Source organism: Rhodoglobus galactosidasius (assembly GCF_054957775.1).
Window position 1 is genome coordinate 42852 of the sequence record NZ_JBQIAV010000012.1, and the last position, 16445, is coordinate 59296.

Sequence of the window (16445 nt, forward strand, 5' to 3'; positions counted from 1 at the left end):
GATGACTGACAACCGAGGCTGGGCCAGGGGCTCCGATCAGTACCAGAAGCGCATCAAGCCCAGCGCGGGGCTCATCCCGAGCACACCGCCGGCCGCTCTCAGCGCGAGAGGAAACACCGCCGACCAGCTGGCGCTCACAGGCATCACCTGGGACCCGGCCGCGCTCGACTTCGGCCTCATCCGGGAGTCCACGCCGCAACGGGTCCGCTCGCGGTTTCGCGCCCAGCTGCCGGAATTCATCTGGGACGCCGCCGCCTTGGAAGGCAACCCCTACACGTTGCCGGAAGTGCAAACTCTCTTGGAAGGCATCACCGTCACCGGGCACAAGCTCGAAGACCAGAACCAAATTCTTGCACTGAACGAGGGCTACAACCGTGTCGATATGCTCGTAGCAACCGGCTCGTTCTCCCTCGACAAGCCGACCAGCGACGAAATCCACGGCCTCGTCGCCGTCCACGAAGCCATCGAATCGGGACACTTCCGTGGCGAAGGCCAAGCAGGCGGCGCCGGACACGTCAGTATCGGCGAGCGCGGTACCTACATGGCATCCGACCCCGGAGAGGGTGGGGAAGCCCTCATTGAAGAGTTTCGCGATCTCATCGATTACCTCGACATCGTCGAGGACCCGCGCGAGCGCGCCTTTGCCTACTTCGCGGCCGCCACCCACCGCCAGTTCTACTTCGACGGCAACAAGCGAACCTCCAGAATTATGATGGCCGGCACCCTCATGGCCGCCGGCTACGACGCCATCAGCGTGTCCGCTAACCGCCGTCTCGAATTCAACACCTACCTCGGCGAACTCTTTGCCGAACACGACGCCACCAATCTGATGCGCTTTATTATCGATAGCCGGCCTGGCGAATGACGCGGCTCACAGTGGAAAGTCGGGTCTAGGCCCTTTGCGAAACTTGCCACATATGTCTGCAAGGCCGGGACGGCTAGACCGATCGCGGCGGTGAGGCTGGCTGATAGACCGAGGCTGGAAGGCGACTCAGGGCGAGATCCATGGCTGACATCGGCACGTAAGGCCATTTCGGGCACCCGAGAGTTTGTTCGCGTACCAGCGTGTCAGTTCCTGGACCGGTCATTGGCGCTGTGCATGACTGCATCTCCCCGAGTGGAGGAAAACCCTCGCGGATAATCCGGGAGGGTTTTCCTCAATCTTCCGCGATGCGAATAGGATATATCGCAAGCTATGAATCGGAGTGCAGACATGGCAGAGAAAGCAAGCGGCGGTGTGCAGTCGGTCGAGCGAGTGTTCGAGCTGTTGGAACTGATCACGAGTGCACGTGATGAGGTGTCCCTTTCAGAGCTGGCCGAGGCTGCCGAACTGCCGCTGCCCACCATCCACCGGCTCCTGCGCACCCTGATATCTCTGGGCTACGCGCGTCAGCTCCCGAACCGGCGTTACGGTCTCGGACCGCGGCTCATCCGTATAGGTGAGGTCGCTAGTCGGCAACTTGGCGCATGGGCTCGACCGCACCTCGCGAGTGTGGTCGAGCAACTCGGCGAGACGGCAAACATGGCAATCCTCGACGGCGACATGGCCACCTACGTTGCCCAGGTCCCCTCCGCGCACTCCATGCGCATGTTCACCGAAGTGGGCCGCCGAGTTCACACACACGCTTCTGGAGTCGGTAAAGCAATGCTGGCTCAGCTGGACGATGAGCAGGTGCGAGGCATTGTTGCACGTGCTGGTATGCCGACGCCGACAAAGCACAGCATCGCCGACATCGATAGCCTCCTTGAGGACCTTTCCCGAATTCGAGCGTGCGGCTACTCCATCGACGATAACGAGCAGGAACTCGGCGTGCGATGCTTCGCCGTAGCGATACCCGACATGCCGAGCCTGACTGCGATTTCTGTCTCCGGCCCGCTTGCCCGCGTCGATGAGAATTTTGCCGAGCGGGCCATCCCGATCCTCACCCACACAGCTGAGTTGATCGCTGCTGACGTAGAAAATTCCTACCGGAGACACTGACAGCGCTTCCGGCATCCAGTAGGGCGCGACCGAGAGAACTCGGAGCGCGGCTGCCCCGAGTGTTCCGTCATGTGGAAGTATGCTTCCAAATTCTCGCATTTACTGAGAGAATGACTATTGACGCAACCAGCCAAGGAGGATCGCCTACATGAATCGACCGGTGCTTTGGCTGCGACTGACGCGGCGAGCAACCCCACAGTTCCCTCACACACACGCGCTCACCCCGGACGGCACCGCCGCCTGGGGTGCGACCGCACGACGCCAAGGAGTTCACCAGTGAGCACACCCCTGTCAACACAGACGACTGATTCAAGCGGGCGGGTTCGTCGAGCGGATCTCGACATCGCGGCCCCGTTTGCCTCGTTCGTTGAGAACGAGGCCCTCGAGGACACTGGCATCCGAGCGGACACCTTCTGGCAGGGGCTCAGCGCGCTGATCCGTGACCTCACACCGAGAAACCGTGAACTCCTGCATCGGAGGGATGAGTTGCAGGCGCGGCTCGATGCCTTCCACCGGGCCCACCCTGGTCAGCCGGACCCAGCCCAGTATCGGGCGTTCCTGACCGAAATTGGGTACCTTGTCGACGAACCGTCCGATTTCACCATCACCACCTCCAACGTCGATGCGGAAATCGCCTCACAGGCAGGTCCGCAACTTGTCGTACCCCTTCTCAACGCGCGGTTCGCAGTCAACGCCGCCAACGCGCGGTGGGGTTCGCTCTACGACGCGCTCTACGGGACCGACGCGATCGCCGAAGACGGCGACACCGCCCGTGGGAGTTCCTATAACCCCGCTCGCGGCGAGCAAGTAATCGCCCGTGGGCGCGCACTGCTCGACCAAGCCGTCCCGCTCCGCGCGGGCTCACACAGCGACGCCGTGGAGTACCGCATCAGCGACGGTACCCTGGTCGTAACGTTGGCAGACGGCTCGTTCACTGGTCTAGCGGAGCTATCAGCATTGACCGGCTACACCGGGGGACCCTCAGCGCCGGCGTCGGTCCTGTTCCGTCACCACGGCCTGCATCTCGACGTGATCATCGACAGGGATGGGCTGATCGGCAGCACCGACCCTGCAGGGATCCAAGACATCGTGCTCGAGTCCGCAGTGACAACAATCATGGACCTCGAAGACTCGGTCGCCGCGGTTGACGCCGACGACAAGGTTCTCGGATACCGAAACTGGCGAGAGCTCATGCGTGGCACGCTCAGCGAAACCGTCAGAAAGGGCAGCGGCACATTCCTGCGAACCATGAACGGCGACCGCGTCTACACTGCTCCAGACGGTGGTGCCGTGACGTTGCCCGGGCGGGCCCTTCTACTGGTGCGCAACGTCGGCCATCTGATGACCACTGACACGGTGCGCGATGCATCCGGCGACGAGGTTTTCGAAGGCATCCTCGATGCGGTGCTGACCGCACTCGGTTCGATCCCCGATCTTGCCGGAAAAGCACGCGGTGGCAACTCGCGTGCCGGCTCGGTGTACATCGTCAAACCGAAAATGCACGGTCCCGATGAAGTGGCGTTCACCGTCGAACTGTTCGGGCGGGTCGAGCAGCTCCTCGGCCTGCCATCGCGCACGCTGAAGGTGGGCATCATGGACGAAGAGCGGCGAACCACGGTGAACCTGCGCGCCTGCATCGCCGCAGCATCCGATCGCATCGTCTTCATCAACACCGGATTCCTCGATCGCACCGGCGACGAGATCCACACTTCGATGTACGCAGGCGCCGTGGTCACCAAGGGTGCGATGCGCTCGCAGCCCTTCATGGCTGCGTACGAGAATGCGAACGTGGACGCGGGACTATCAGCAGGATTCCCCGGGCGGGCTCAGATCGGCAAGGGCATGTGGGCTATGCCCGATCTCATGCACGACATGCTCGAGCAGAAGATTGTGCATCCCCGGTCCGGCGCGACCACAGCCTGGGTGCCGTCTCCGACGGCCGCCACGCTTCACGCAATCCACTATCACGAGGTCGACGTAGCCGAACGTCAGCGAGAAGTCGGCACGCGGGCTCGCCAGGCGCTCGACCCGATCCTCGTCATCCCGCTCGCCGAACAGCGACTCGGCGACGAACGCCTGACCGAGCTCGACAACAACGTTCAGTCGATCCTCGGATACGTCGTCCGATGGGTTGACCAGGGAGTCGGATGCTCAAAGGTCCCGGACATTCATAGTGTTGGGCTCATGGAAGACCGGGCAACCCTGCGCATCTCCAGCCAACTCCTCGCGAATTGGCTTGCCCACGACATCATTACCGAATCAGAAGTAGACGCGAGCCTCGTGCGGTTCGCGGCCGTCGTCGATGCGCAAAATGCAGACGACCCCATCTACGAAACGCTGCTCGGCCCGGCCGGGCCGAGCCTCGCCTTCCAGGCGGCCAGACAACTCATCATCGACGGTGCTTCCTCGCCCAGTGGCTACACCGAGCCCATCCTTCACCGGATCCGACGGGCCAAGAAGGCCCAGCAGGCCGCATATGAGGTGGCGGGCAGGGATCGTGACTGACCCACGCTCCTAGTAGCCACGTAAATCACATGACGTAGCAACGACCCCTAGAATTCACCTAGGTATGTCCAGTACCGCGTTGCACCACGACCCAGATCCGAAGGAAAGACCATGCCGATTGGCATCATTATTGAGACTGCGCCGGGGGAGACCAGGGTGGCAGCGACCCCATCCACTGTTGCGCAACTTCTCAAACTCGGGTACGAGGTCCTCGTTGAGCGCAGCGCGGGTGCCGGGTCGTCGTTCCCCGATGGGGACTACGAGACGGCGGGTGCACGCCTTGTCGAGAAGGCCACTGCGTGGGGTGCTGACGTGGTCCTCACCGTCGGTGCGCCATCGTATACCGAGCTCGCCTTGCTGTCACCGCAGGCGGTGCTCATCTCCTGGTTGAGCCCCGCACTGAATCCGGATCTCGTTGACCGGCTCGTCGAGCTTCCCATCACGGCTCTCGCCGTAGACGCGGTTCCGCGCATCTCACGGGCCCAATCAATGGACGTGCTCTCGTCGACCGCCAACATCGCCGGGTATCGCGCGGTAATCGAGGCGGCAAACTCCTTCGGCCGCTTCTTCACCGGTCAGGTGACCGCCGCGGGCAAAGTTCCCCCGGCAAAGGTACTCGTGGCGGGAGCCGGCGTGGCTGGACTTGCTGCCATCGGCGCCGCATCGAGCCTGGGTGCGATAGTGCGGGCGACGGATCCCCGCCCCGAGGTTGCCGAGCAGGTCATGTCGATCGGCGGCACCTACCTTCCGGTCGAAGTGGCCGAGACGATGCAATCATCCGACGGGTACGCGAAGGCGACGAGTGACGCATACAACCGCCGTGCCGCAGAGCTTTACTCCGAGCAGGCCCGCGACGTCGACATCATTATCACGACCGCCAATATCCCGGGCCGCGCAGCACCGAAGCTGATCACGGCAGCGGACGTGGCATCCATGAAATCGGGCAGCGTGATCGTGGATCTTGCCGCGGCCAACGGCGGTAACGTCGAAGGCACTGTTCCGGGCGAGAAAACCATTACAGCAAACGGGGTGACGATCATCGGCTACACCGACCTCGCCCGGCGACTGCCGGCGCAAGCGTCGCAGCTGTACGGACAGAATCTCGTCAACCTGATGAAGCTGCTCACCCCCGGCAAAGACGGCACCCTCGTACTGGACACCGACGATGTCGTGCAGCGTGCGATCACCGTCGTCCGCAACGGCGAGAAGCTGTGGCCGCCGCCGCCCGTGGCAGTCTCGGCGGCTCCGAGTACTGCGCAGGCCGCCGGCCCGGCTGAGCGTGCCGTGAAAAAGAGCAGTGGCCTGTCGAGGCCGGCACGAGTCGCGCTCACGGTGGCAGGGATTGCCGCCCTGCTCGTCGTCGTCGCGGTGGCGCCAGCGCCGCTCCCGCAGCACATCACCGTGCTGGTGCTCGCGATCGTGATCGGTTTCTACGTGATCGGCAAGGTGCATCACGCGCTCCACACGCCGCTGATGTCAGTGACCAATGCGATCAGTGGCATCGTCGTTGTCGGCGCCATGCTCCAGATGGTCGTCGGCGACCCCGTCACCCGGGTGCTCGCAGTGATCGCCATCCTACTGGCCAGCATCAACATATTCGGCGGCTTTGCTGTCACACGACGCATGCTCCGCATGTTTTCGAAGGACTAAACCACATGCCTGACACTCTTACCACCGTCACGGTCGCCATCGCGAGCGCCACGTACATCGTCGCCGCGCTGCTGTTCATCCTGAGCCTTGCCGGGCTCTCTAAACATGAGACCGCCCGCGGCGGGATCGTCTACGGCATCTCCGGGATGGTCCTCGCCATGCTGGCGACGGTGGCCCTAGTGATCGTAGGCTCCGATATGCTCGGCATCATTCTTCTCGTCGGCGCCATCATGGTTGGCGGCAGCATCGGGCTGTGGCGTGCCGCCCGCATTGAAATGACGGGGATGCCGCAATTCATCGCCCTGCTGCACTCCTTTGTGGGGCTCGCCGCGGTGCTGATTGGCTGGAATGGCTTCCTGCAGTCCGAAGGAATCGAACCGAACCTCGTGGGAATCCACCACGCTGAGGTGTTCATCGGCGTGTTCATCGGTGCGGTCACCTTCACCGGGTCGATCATCGCGTTCCTGAAACTGTCGGCGCGCATCTCGTCCGCACCCCTCGTGATTCCCGGCCGGAACGCGCTCAATCTCGGGGCTCTCGTCGCCTTCGTGGCACTGACCGTCTGGTTCGTGATCACTCCGGAACTCTGGCTGCTCATCGTCGTGAGCGCGCTCGCGCTGCTTCTGGGGCTTCACCTAGTCGCCTCGATCGGCGGCGGCGACATGCCTGTCGTCGTGTCGATGCTGAACAGCTACTCAGGTTGGGCGGCAGTGGCGAGCGGGTTCCTGCTCGACAACGACCTGCTCATTATCACCGGCGCGCTCGTCGGGTCATCCGGTGCCTACCTCAGTTACATCATGTGCAAGGCCATGAACCGTTCCTTCATCTCGGTGATCGCCGGTGGTTTCGGAATCGCTGCACCAACCAAGGGCGTCGAGGAGACGGGCGAATACCAGGAGACCAGCGCCATCGAGGCGGCAACTCTTCTCGCCGACGCGAAATCCGTCGTGATTACCCCCGGCTTCGGCATGGCGGTCGCCCAAGCGCAGTACCCGGTCGCCGAGCTCGCCCGGATCCTCCGCGCACGCGGAGTCAACGTTCGATTCGGCATCCACCCGGTCGCCGGTCGACTGCCCGGCCACATGAACGTACTCCTTGCCGAGGCGAAGGTTCCGTACGACATCGTGCTGGAGATGGACGAGATCAACGGCGACCTCCCCGAGACCAGTGTTGTCCTGGTGATCGGGGCAAACGACACAGTTAACCCGTCAGCCGCTGAAGACCCGGGCAGCCCGATCGCCGGAATGCCGGTACTGAAGGTGTGGCAAGCGCAGGAGGTCATCGTCTTTAAGCGGTCGATGGCATCCGGTTACGCCGGCGTACAAAACCCGCTGTTCTATCGTGACAACACCCGGATGCTGTTCGGCGATGCCAAGGAGCGCGTGGAAGATATTGTCCGTGCGCTCAGCGACATCAGCACGGCGCATCCGGCGCAAGCCCGCCAGTCTTAAGTTGGCGCAGGTGTCGTGCATCGGGATCACGGCACGCTGCAGTGGGCTGCCGCGGAGATTTCGGACAGACGTAGTCGTATTCCGCGTCGAACATCGTGATGCGCTGGGCGACGGTGGGAGCTGCGGTGCCAAATTATCCTAAAGGTGCCACATCCATTGACTCTGAACGCGGGCCGCGCCTAGGATGACATCCACAACGCAGAAATAAAGTTTCACCATACGAAAATTGGTCAGAGAGGACCTAATCGTGGACAATCTTGCTGTGCTCAGCCTTCTGGCGCTGGCACCAATTCTGGTGGTGGGCATACTGCTCGCCGGATTACGCTGGCCGGCCAAATATGCCATGCCGCTGGGCTACGTCACCGCCGTGATCGTGGCCATCACCGTGTGGAAAATGGACGTTCGGGGAGTTGTCGCTGCGTCCCTTGAGGGCGTCATCACTGCCGCGACCCTGCTCTACATCGTGTTCGCGGCGCTTCTGCTGCTCTCGACACTCACGATCGGAGGGGCGATGGCGACCATTCGTGCCGGCTTCAACAACATCTCACCTGACCGTCGGATTCAGGCAGTCATCATCGGCTGGCTCTTCGGCAGCTTCATTGAGGGTGCCTCTGGCTTCGGCACGCCAGCCGCCGTCGTTGCACCGCTGCTGCTCGCCATGGGGTTTCCCGCAATGGCCGCAGTCATGGTGGGCCTCATCATCCAGAGCACAGCGGTGAGCTTCGGAGCGGTGGGAACGCCGATCATCGTGGGAGTTGGCGGTGGCCTCGGTGGTGACCCCGCCGTTGCGGAACGCATCGCCGTGCTCGGCATGACGATGCCCGAGTTCGTGGCGTCGATCGGGTTCCAGGTGGCGGTGCTACATGCGATTGTGGGAATACTCATTCCGCTGATTTTGGTCGTCATGCTGACGGGATTCTTCGGCCCGGAGCGCAAATTCCGGGATGGGTTGGCGATCTGGCCGTTTGCGATCTACGCCTCACTCGCGATGACCGTGCCGTCCGTGCTCGTAGCTTGGTTTCTCGGCCCGGAGTTCCCCTCGCTGTTTGGTGGCCTTTTCGGGTTGATCCTCGTGATGTTCACCTCAAGCCGTGGGTTCCTCATGCCGAAAAAGATCTTCGACTTCGGCCCACGCGCCAGTTGGAGTCCGCGGTGGATGGGGACGATGGAACCAGCGAACACCGTTCCCGACGGAACCGGGAAGCGAATGACCATCGTCAGCGCCTGGGCTCCCTACGTGCTCATGGCCGTGCTGCTCGTAGGCAGCCGCGTCATCGCTCCGGTGAAAGAGATCCTCACCGGTATCGCGATCCCGTTCAATAACATTCTTGGTACCGGCATTTCCACGGCAGTGCAGCCCTTCTACTCGCCAGCGTTCCTGCTGATCCTCGCGGCGCTTTTCGCCTACGCGCTCCATCGAATGAATGGAAAGCAGATTCGCGAGACGTGGAAGGTCTCCGGCAGACAACTTGCGGGAACCGCCGTGGCGCTGCTCTTCGCGGTACCTCTGGTACGCGTGCTGATCCAATCCGGACCCGACCTCAACGCTTCCGGTCTCTCAAGCATGCCGGTGACGCTGGCTGAGGGCGCGGCGGCCATCTCTGGAAGTTCGTGGCCATTCATTGCGCCGTTCATCGGCGCACTCGGGGCCTTCGTAGCCGGATCCAACACGGTGTCGAACCTCACGTTCTCGCAGTTCCAGTTCTCCACGGGCAATGCCATTGGAGTGAACCCGGAGCAGGTCGTTGCCGCGCAGGCGGTGGGTGGTGCCGGCGGCAATCCGATCGCCATCCACAACATCGTCGCAGCCTCTGCGACGGTTGGTCTGCTGGGGCGCGAAGGAGATCTGCTGCGCAAAACGATTCTCGTCACGCTCTATTACTGTGTGGCTGCCGGGACCGTGTCGCTAATCTTCATCTACGGCTTCGGTCTCAACCTCGGCACGCTCATGCTCATACTGCTCATGACTGCCCTGGCCCTCATTGTGCGCTGGATGCTGCACCAGAAGGCAGCGGTGCTCACCCCAAGGTCGCAGCGCACCTAGCCTCAACGCAGAACGGCTAGTCTCAACGCAGAACGGCACTGAAACATAAAGCGGGTGACAGCGGATGCTCCGCTGTCACCCGCTTTTTCGTGTCGTCAGGTTGGGGCCGGGAGACTTCCTCGAGCAGTTCAGTTCTTCCACAATCTGGAAGGAGACTTTCATTTTATGGCCGGATTGGTGGTAGCGTGCTTTCATTCCAGGTCAAGGAAGGACCGCCATAGATGATTCGCAATGACGCGCAAACGCTCGACGACCTCGTGAGCTCGCTGCCACCTGGAAGTGTGATTACCGATCCGGCCAGCATGGACGCCTATCGGTGGGATCGAGCCAATGATCCCAACGCGGGTGTTCCGCTCGCTGTCATCCGTGTCACTTCGACCGAAGAAGTGCAGACGGTAGTGCGGTACGCCGCTGCAACGGGAACGCCTGTCGTCCCGCGCGGCGCCGGCTCGGGTCTCTCCGGGGGGAGCACCGCTGTCGAGGGCGGAATCGTCCTCTCTCTGGATCGGATGAAAAACATCGAGATCGACCCGGTTACACGCACGGCCGTGGCCGGTCCGGGGGCGTTCAACGCCGAGGTGAAAGCCGCGGCAGCAGCGCACGGGCTGTGGTATCCGCCGGACCCGTCCTCATACGAGATCTGCTCCATCGGCGGAAACGTCGCTACAAACGCCGGAGGCCTGTGCTGCGTAAAGTACGGGGTCACCACCGACTACGTGCTCGGGATGACCGTCGTCCTCGGCGACGGCCGGGCTGTCCGGCTCGGCGGGGCACGACTGAAGGATGTCGCCGGACTCTCTCTGACGAAGTTGTTCGTGGGGAGCGAGGGCACGCTCGGGGTGATCACCGAGGTTCTGCTGCGGCTCATCCCTGAGCAGCGACAACCGACCACTCTCGTCGCTACGTTCCCAACCCTGGACAGCGCGACCGACGCCGTTCTCGCGATCACCCGCTCGATGCGTCCCTCGATGCTCGAGTTCATGGACCGCGTCACGATCAACGCAGTCGAGGACGCCACCCGGATGGGACTGGACCGGGACGCGGCTGCGATGCTCATCGCCCAGTCCGACGAGCCCGCCGGACACGCTGCCGTGGAGATTGGTCGCATCGAGGACATCTGCAACCAGAACGGCGCAACCGAGTGCTACTCCACAGACGACCCCGAAGAGGGCGAAGCGTTCATCGTGGCCAGGCGCATGGCGATCCCGGCCGTCGAGAAGCGCGGCGCACTGCTCCTGGAGGACGTCGGCGTGCCGCTACCGCGCCTCGGGGACCTCGTCAGCGGGATCGAACAGATCAGCAAGAACCGTGACGTCACCATCGCCGTCATTGCCCACGCCGGCGACGGTAACACGCACCCGATGCTCCTGCTGGACCCGACGGACGAAGCGCAGCAGCAGCGCGCACACATCGCCTACGGCGAAGTGATGGATCTCGCGATCCAGCTGGGCGGCACCATCACCGGCGAACACGGCGTCGGCCGGCTAAAGCAACCCTGGCTGGCCGCATACCTCGGCGAGGATGTCCTCGAACTCAACCACCGAATCAAGAACGCGCTCGACCCCCAAGGCATCCTTAACCCCGGCGCCGTATTCGAACACCACGAAGGACACTAATGACACATCACCTCCAGATCCCGACGATCACCTACGAGACCGCAGCCCGCGCAGTCGCTCTCGCTATCGACGAAGGCGCCAAGGTCGGCGTACGCGTCTCCGTAACCGTCGTCGATCCGAGCCTCGCCCTCGTCGCATATGGGCGCGCTGACGGCACGACCCCACACAGCGTGGAGACCAGCCGGCGCAAGGCGAACACCGGCGCCTCCACGCGCCGACCCAGTGCGCTCCTGCCCGCCGAACTTGCTGTCGCGCTCGAGCACGGCACCGGCGGCCTGCTCACGAGCGTCGCAGGGGGAGTGCCTCTCGGCTTCGACGGGGTGCACACCGGCGGGCTCGGCGTCGCAGGAGGCGCACCGCAACAGGACGCCAAAATAGCCGCCGCCGTCCTGGAGGCACTCTGCGCCGACCCCGTTCCGGTAGGCGCGTAGTTGCCGGCGGTACCCTCAGCACTACCGCGAGCAGCGCGTCACCAGAACGCCGCTGATGGCAGCCGTGGCGCCGCCGCACGAGGATACGCGCTCGCCCGCACGACAATTGACGGTCACAGAAGATGGGAGGTTTCACGATGAAGATCATAGTTCTGGTGAAAGAAGTGCCCGACACCTATGCGGAACGTCGGCTGAACCTCGAGACCGGGCTAGCTGATCGCGACGCCAATGACCGGGTTCTCGACGAGATCGGCGAACGTGCGGTCGAAGTCGCCGTCTCCTACGCCGAGTCCCACCCCGACACCGAGGTAATCGTCCTGACGATGGGGCCACAGACGGTTCCGGCCACCCTCCGAAAGGCCCTCGCCATGGGCGCCACCAGCGGGTTCCACGTCCTTGATGACGCGTTGCTTGGCGCAGATTTGACGCTCACAGCCGAGGCCCTCGCGAAAGCGGTCGAACGCATCGGCTTCGATCTCATCATCGCAGGAGATGCATCCACCGACGGCAACGCGGGCGTGATTCCGGCCATGATCGCAGAGCACCTCGGTATCGCCCACGCTACGACTCTGAACAGCCTTGAGATCTCCGACACTGATATCGGCGGCGAACGCGAGACCAGCGGCGGCACGATCACCCTCACCGCCTCGTTGCCCGCCATTGTCTCGATCACCGAGCGGCTTCCCGATGCTCGCTTCCCGAGCTTCAAAGGCATCATGGCGGCGAAGAAGAAAATCATCGTCACCATCGACCTCGCGGACCTCGGGATCGACGCGGATGCCGATGTTCCCCGATCGATCGTAATCGCCGTCTCGGCGAGGCCCGCCCGAAGCGCGGGCATCAAGATCGTCGACGAAGGCAACGCGGGCCAGCAGCTCGCGGACTACCTCGTCCAGAACCGGTTGGTGTGACATGACTGAGCTTGCTGTTGACCCTATTCTCGTCCTCCTCGGCGTGTCACCCACCGGTGAACTCGCCACCAGCGCGGCCGAACTGCTGGGCGCCGCCGGGCGCATCGGGACCCCGGTCGCGGTCATCATCGCTGGCCACGGGCACGGTCAGGATGCCGCAACGGCCGCCGGTGCGCGGGGCGCCCAGCGAGTCTTGCTCGCCGAAACGCCTGACGTGGACTCGGTGTTGACCTCCCAGCTTGTCGACGGACTCGTCGCAGCGTACGAACGTGTAAACCCGTCCGCGGTCCTGATCTCCCACTCGATCGAGGGTCGCGATGTCGCCGGCCGCTTTGCTGTCCGCACCCAGAACGCGCTCGCTGTGGATGCCGTCGGTGTCGACCGCGACGACGAGGGGATCATCATCCACCACTCTGTGTACGGCGGAGCCTACGATGTGGACTCAGCGGTCACGTTCGGAACCCCGGTCGTCACCATCCGGGAAGGCGGAGTCGAGGACCGCGCCGCAGCAGCGAACCCGACAATCGAATCACTCGAGTATGTCGGAACCGGCCGGAAAGCGGCGACGATCGTGTCCTTCACCCCGGAGCAGGCGAGATCGTCCCGCCCAGCACTCCGTGGCGCAAATCGAGTGGTTGCGGGTGGCCGCGGTGTGGGCTCTGCCGAGGACTTCGCCCTCGTCGAACAACTCGCCGATGTCCTTGGGGCAGCCGTAGGAGCCTCCCGAGTTGCCGTCGATTCAGGCTACGTGCCGCATTCGTATCAGGTCGGCCAGACAGGCGTGTCCGTCGCCCCGCAGCTCTACATCGCGCTCGGTATCTCTGGCGCGATTCAACACCGAGCAGGCATGCAGACGGCGAAGACGATCGTCGCGATCAACAAGGACCCCGAAGCGTTGATCTTCGAGATCGCCGACTTTGGTGTGGTCGGTGACCTCTTCACCGTTGTGCCGCAGCTCGTCTCGGCACTGACCACGAAGAAGGAATAGGGACCGTGGCGTTCCCCCAAACAGCGCGACCCCAACGCCGCGGATTGCCACGAGTCGTCGGAGGTGATCCCTGGCCCGACCAGAGCGCGCCAACGCACACAACAACCGACGCTCACGCCTCTTCTGCGGAGGAGGCCGAGCCACCCACGACCGCTGCAGCGACAGTCACATCAGTCGAGAACAGCATCGTGACGAACACTGCTCCTCCTGCCGCCGGTTCACCTCAATTGTCTCGGACTGCTGACGTCGACGCTGGCGCAGTGCTTCAACGGCGTGGGCTATCCAGGACCCCTGGAGGGGATCCCTGGCCACCGCCGCGAGCCGTGCCCGCCACCGCGACCGCACCGGTGGTCGAAGAGCCGGCACCCACCATCACGATGGCAGAGCCGATCGTCGCGCCCGAGACAGATTCGACTCCAGGGCTGCGTCGTCGCTTGTACCGAGGTTTACCCTGTGAACCACGCCGCAAACGGCGCCGCTACCGCGGCCGAACCCTCCAACACTGGGCGGGCATCGGAGTCATCGGAGGAGGCGGCCTCCTCGTGCTCGGAGCGTTTACCGTGCTGTTCGTGCGTTGGCTGCTGACCAGCGATCCCCTGCAGAGTTTCCTCACCGACTATCCGGGAGAATATCATCTGCCCGAATGGGCCCCCGTGGGTGTCCCGTGGTGGCTGAGCTGGGCGCACTTCTTCAACGTGTTCCTGATGGTGCTCATCATCCGCTCGGGCTTCCAGATCCGCACTGAGAAGCGACCGACAGCCTTCTGGATGCCCAAGTGGAACCCGCAGCGCAAGATCAGCCTGACGATCTGGTTCCACCAGTCCCTCGACCTGCTGTGGCTCCTGAACGGCACGATCTTCATGCTGCTGCTGTTCATCACCGGGCAGTGGGTGCGGATCGTGCCGACCAGTTGGGAGGTGTTTCCCAACGCACTCTCGGCTGGGCTGCAATACGTGTCGCTTGACTGGCCCACAGAGAACGGCTGGGTCAACTACAACAGCCTGCAACAGCTGACCTACTTCGCCACAGTATTCCTCGCCGCACCCTTGGCGGTCGCGACGGGTGTCCGGATGTCAGGACTGTGGCCAAAGAACGCTCCGAGGCTGAACAAGGTCTACCCGATCGAGATGGCCCGCGCGATCCACTTCCCGGTGATGCTCTACTTCGTGGTCTTCATCATCTTCCACGTCACCCTCGTTCTCGCCACCGGTGCACTGCGGAACCTCAATCACATGTACGCCGGACAGGACGTCGTCAACTGGACGGGCTTCTGGATCTTCGCCGTCTCGCTCATCGTCATTGCCGGCAGCATTTTCGCCGCACGACCACTCGTTATCACCCCCATCGCATCCCTGTTCGGTCGCGTTGGCCGCTAGGAGACTGCTGATCAACGTCACAATGTCATTTGTCGCCGATTACGGCTCCTTCAGATATTGCCCGATAGGGGCCAGCCGCGAATTGTTGTTTCCCGCGATCCGTTGCCGCTCTCGCGGATTCCCGCGTCGCCACACTCGAGGTCATCGATGCGCTGCCCGCCGAACCCATGAAGCAGTATGACGCGATCCTGCTGGATGTTGACCACTCGCCGCGACACCAACTCGACCCCAGCCACGCCGACCTCTATACCGTTGCCGGTTTGGGGCGGGTGCGTGCTCACCTCGCTGAGGGTGGCGTTTTTGCGCTCTGGTCGGAGGACCCGACGGACGACGAATTCATGCAACGCTTGGGCGAGGTCTTCAAGAACCCGGTCGCGCACACGGTGGACTTCGACAATGCACTCACCGGTGGGGTCTCATCCAACACGGTGTACGTCGCGAGTCGCAGCGCCCGGCGGCGAGTGTTTCCGCGTTGGGGTAGTGCGCGTCGGGCGGCGAGCTCCGCAGTGCAGGCGCTTCGAGTGCCGGCGGCCACCGCTCCACAAGCGTCGAATGTAGCGTCGTTCTCTTCGCGTCCGGCACAGCGAAAAGATCGAGAAACCTTTGTGTCTGCGTAGCTACGTCGCAAACAATCGGGCCTCCTCGTTCTCTCTTTGACTTTAGTGTCTACAGTCGTTGATACTGATAAGATGACGAACTCGGTTGAGAGCGCGGCTACCGCCCGGGAGGAAAATTCACCGGCCACGGCCGACCTCCGCGCCCTTGCCAACGCGGTGCGGCTCGACATGCTCCGTCTGCTGCGTGATCGCGAGTGGACCATGGCCGAGCTCGCGACCGAGTTGGGGCTGCGTAAGGGCAGCATCAGTTACCACTTGCGAGTGTTGGAGCGCGCTGGGATCGTGTGCCAGGTCGGTGAGCGCAGTGTGCGCGGTGGGAGGCAGCAGCTTTGGGGGCTGACGGCTCCGTCTATCGCTGGTGATCCCGATAGTACTGATCCGGGTGCGCGGCCCGCCGTGCTCCGCGCGCTGGCTTCGCAGATGGAAGCAAGCGAGTCCCAGCGACTGTTTGTGTCGCAGGTGCGATTGGATGCTGCGGGCAAGGAAGCTGCGGTCGTCTTGCTGGAGAGTGCGCTGGCATCCATTCGGCAGCTCGAGACCGACGGGGGAGACATTGTCTCGCTTGGCGCGTTCACGTATTCGGTAGGCAGCTCGACGAGAAGCGTATAGTGTCCGGCGGGCAGAAGCTTGGCCGTCCGTTCTGGGTTTTCTGGAGCGCCGTCACTGCGACGAATGTGGGCGACGGCATCCGTCTGGTTGCACTGCCGTTGTTGGCGACTCAGGTAACGGAGAACCCCACCCTTATCGCGCTCTCCTGACGTAACCGTGGGTCGTTTCGGAGCCCGTTAACAAGTGCACGCCGCTTTCCGTCTAGGTTTCTAACTGTCAAAGGCAAGAAACTTAGAGACGAGAAAACGGCGTGCAAAGCACAACAC

The 16445-nt window shown here is 63.0% G+C and carries 14 protein-coding genes; all 14 read left to right on the plus strand.

The features are described 5' to 3' along the window. Position 1: 1 nt before the first annotated feature. Positions 2-865 carry a Fic family protein gene (locus tag ACTJJW_RS13660; protein WP_462645539.1) on the plus strand — a complete coding sequence of 288 codons (864 nt, stop codon included), beginning with the start codon at positions 2-4 and terminating at the stop codon, positions 863-865. A 348-nt stretch (positions 866-1213) separates the two neighbouring features. Continuing rightward, positions 1214-1981 carry an IclR family transcriptional regulator gene (locus ACTJJW_RS13665; RefSeq protein ID WP_462645541.1) on the plus strand — a complete coding sequence of 256 codons (768 nt, stop codon included), beginning with the start codon at positions 1214-1216 and terminating at the stop codon, positions 1979-1981. A gap of 276 nt (positions 1982-2257) precedes the next feature. Further along, complete coding sequence (locus ACTJJW_RS13670) at positions 2258-4486, plus strand: malate synthase G (protein WP_462645543.1); 2229 nt, start codon at positions 2258-2260, stop codon at positions 4484-4486. Positions 4487-4597: 111 nt separating this feature from the next. Beyond that, positions 4598-6136 (plus strand): Re/Si-specific NAD(P)(+) transhydrogenase subunit alpha, encoded by a 1539-nt coding sequence (locus ACTJJW_RS13675; RefSeq protein ID WP_462645545.1) that lies wholly within the window; start codon positions 4598-4600, stop codon positions 6134-6136. Positions 6137-6141: 5 nt separating this feature from the next. After that, the gene (pntB, locus tag ACTJJW_RS13680) at positions 6142-7587 is read left to right on the plus strand and encodes a Re/Si-specific NAD(P)(+) transhydrogenase subunit beta (protein WP_462645547.1); all 1446 of its coding nucleotides are present in this window, start codon (positions 6142-6144) and stop codon (positions 7585-7587) included. Positions 7588-7834: 247 nt separating this feature from the next. Beyond that, positions 7835-9631, plus strand: a complete 1797-nt coding sequence (locus ACTJJW_RS13685) for an L-lactate permease (protein ID WP_462645549.1) — start codon at positions 7835-7837, stop codon at positions 9629-9631. A gap of 221 nt (positions 9632-9852) precedes the next feature. Then, positions 9853-11247, plus strand: a complete 1395-nt coding sequence (locus ACTJJW_RS13690) for an FAD-binding oxidoreductase (protein WP_462645551.1) — start codon at positions 9853-9855, stop codon at positions 11245-11247. Then, positions 11247-11678 carry a GlcG/HbpS family heme-binding protein gene (locus ACTJJW_RS13695; RefSeq protein WP_462645553.1) on the plus strand — a complete coding sequence of 144 codons (432 nt, stop codon included), beginning with the start codon at positions 11247-11249 and terminating at the stop codon, positions 11676-11678. The genes ACTJJW_RS13690 and ACTJJW_RS13695 overlap by 1 nt, the downstream gene beginning before the upstream one ends. Before the next feature lie 137 nt (positions 11679-11815). After that, positions 11816-12589: an electron transfer flavoprotein subunit beta/FixA family protein gene (locus tag ACTJJW_RS13700; RefSeq protein WP_462645555.1), complete on the plus strand. Its 774-nt coding sequence runs from the start codon at positions 11816-11818 to the stop codon at positions 12587-12589. 1 nt (position 12590) lies between these two features. Continuing rightward, positions 12591-13577, plus strand: coding sequence for an electron transfer flavoprotein subunit alpha/FixB family protein (locus ACTJJW_RS13705; protein WP_462645557.1), 987 nt, complete (start codon positions 12591-12593; stop codon positions 13575-13577). 323 nt (positions 13578-13900) lie between these two features. After that, a complete protein-coding gene (locus ACTJJW_RS13710) occupies positions 13901-14953 on the plus strand; it encodes a cytochrome b/b6 domain-containing protein (RefSeq protein ID WP_462645558.1) in 1053 nt (350 codons plus the stop codon). Between the two features lie 167 nt (positions 14954-15120). Beyond that, entirely contained in the window at positions 15121-15570 is a 450-nt protein-coding gene (locus tag ACTJJW_RS13715; protein ID WP_462645560.1) for a hypothetical protein, read from the plus strand. A gap of 72 nt (positions 15571-15642) precedes the next feature. Then, positions 15643-16179 carry a helix-turn-helix domain-containing protein gene (locus tag ACTJJW_RS13720; protein ID WP_462645562.1) on the plus strand — a complete coding sequence of 179 codons (537 nt, stop codon included), beginning with the start codon at positions 15643-15645 and terminating at the stop codon, positions 16177-16179. After that, a complete protein-coding gene (locus ACTJJW_RS13725) occupies positions 16179-16328 on the plus strand; it encodes a hypothetical protein (protein ID WP_462645563.1) in 150 nt (49 codons plus the stop codon). Before ACTJJW_RS13720 ends, ACTJJW_RS13725 begins: the two co-directional genes overlap by 1 nt. Positions 16329-16445: the final 117 nt, after the last annotated feature.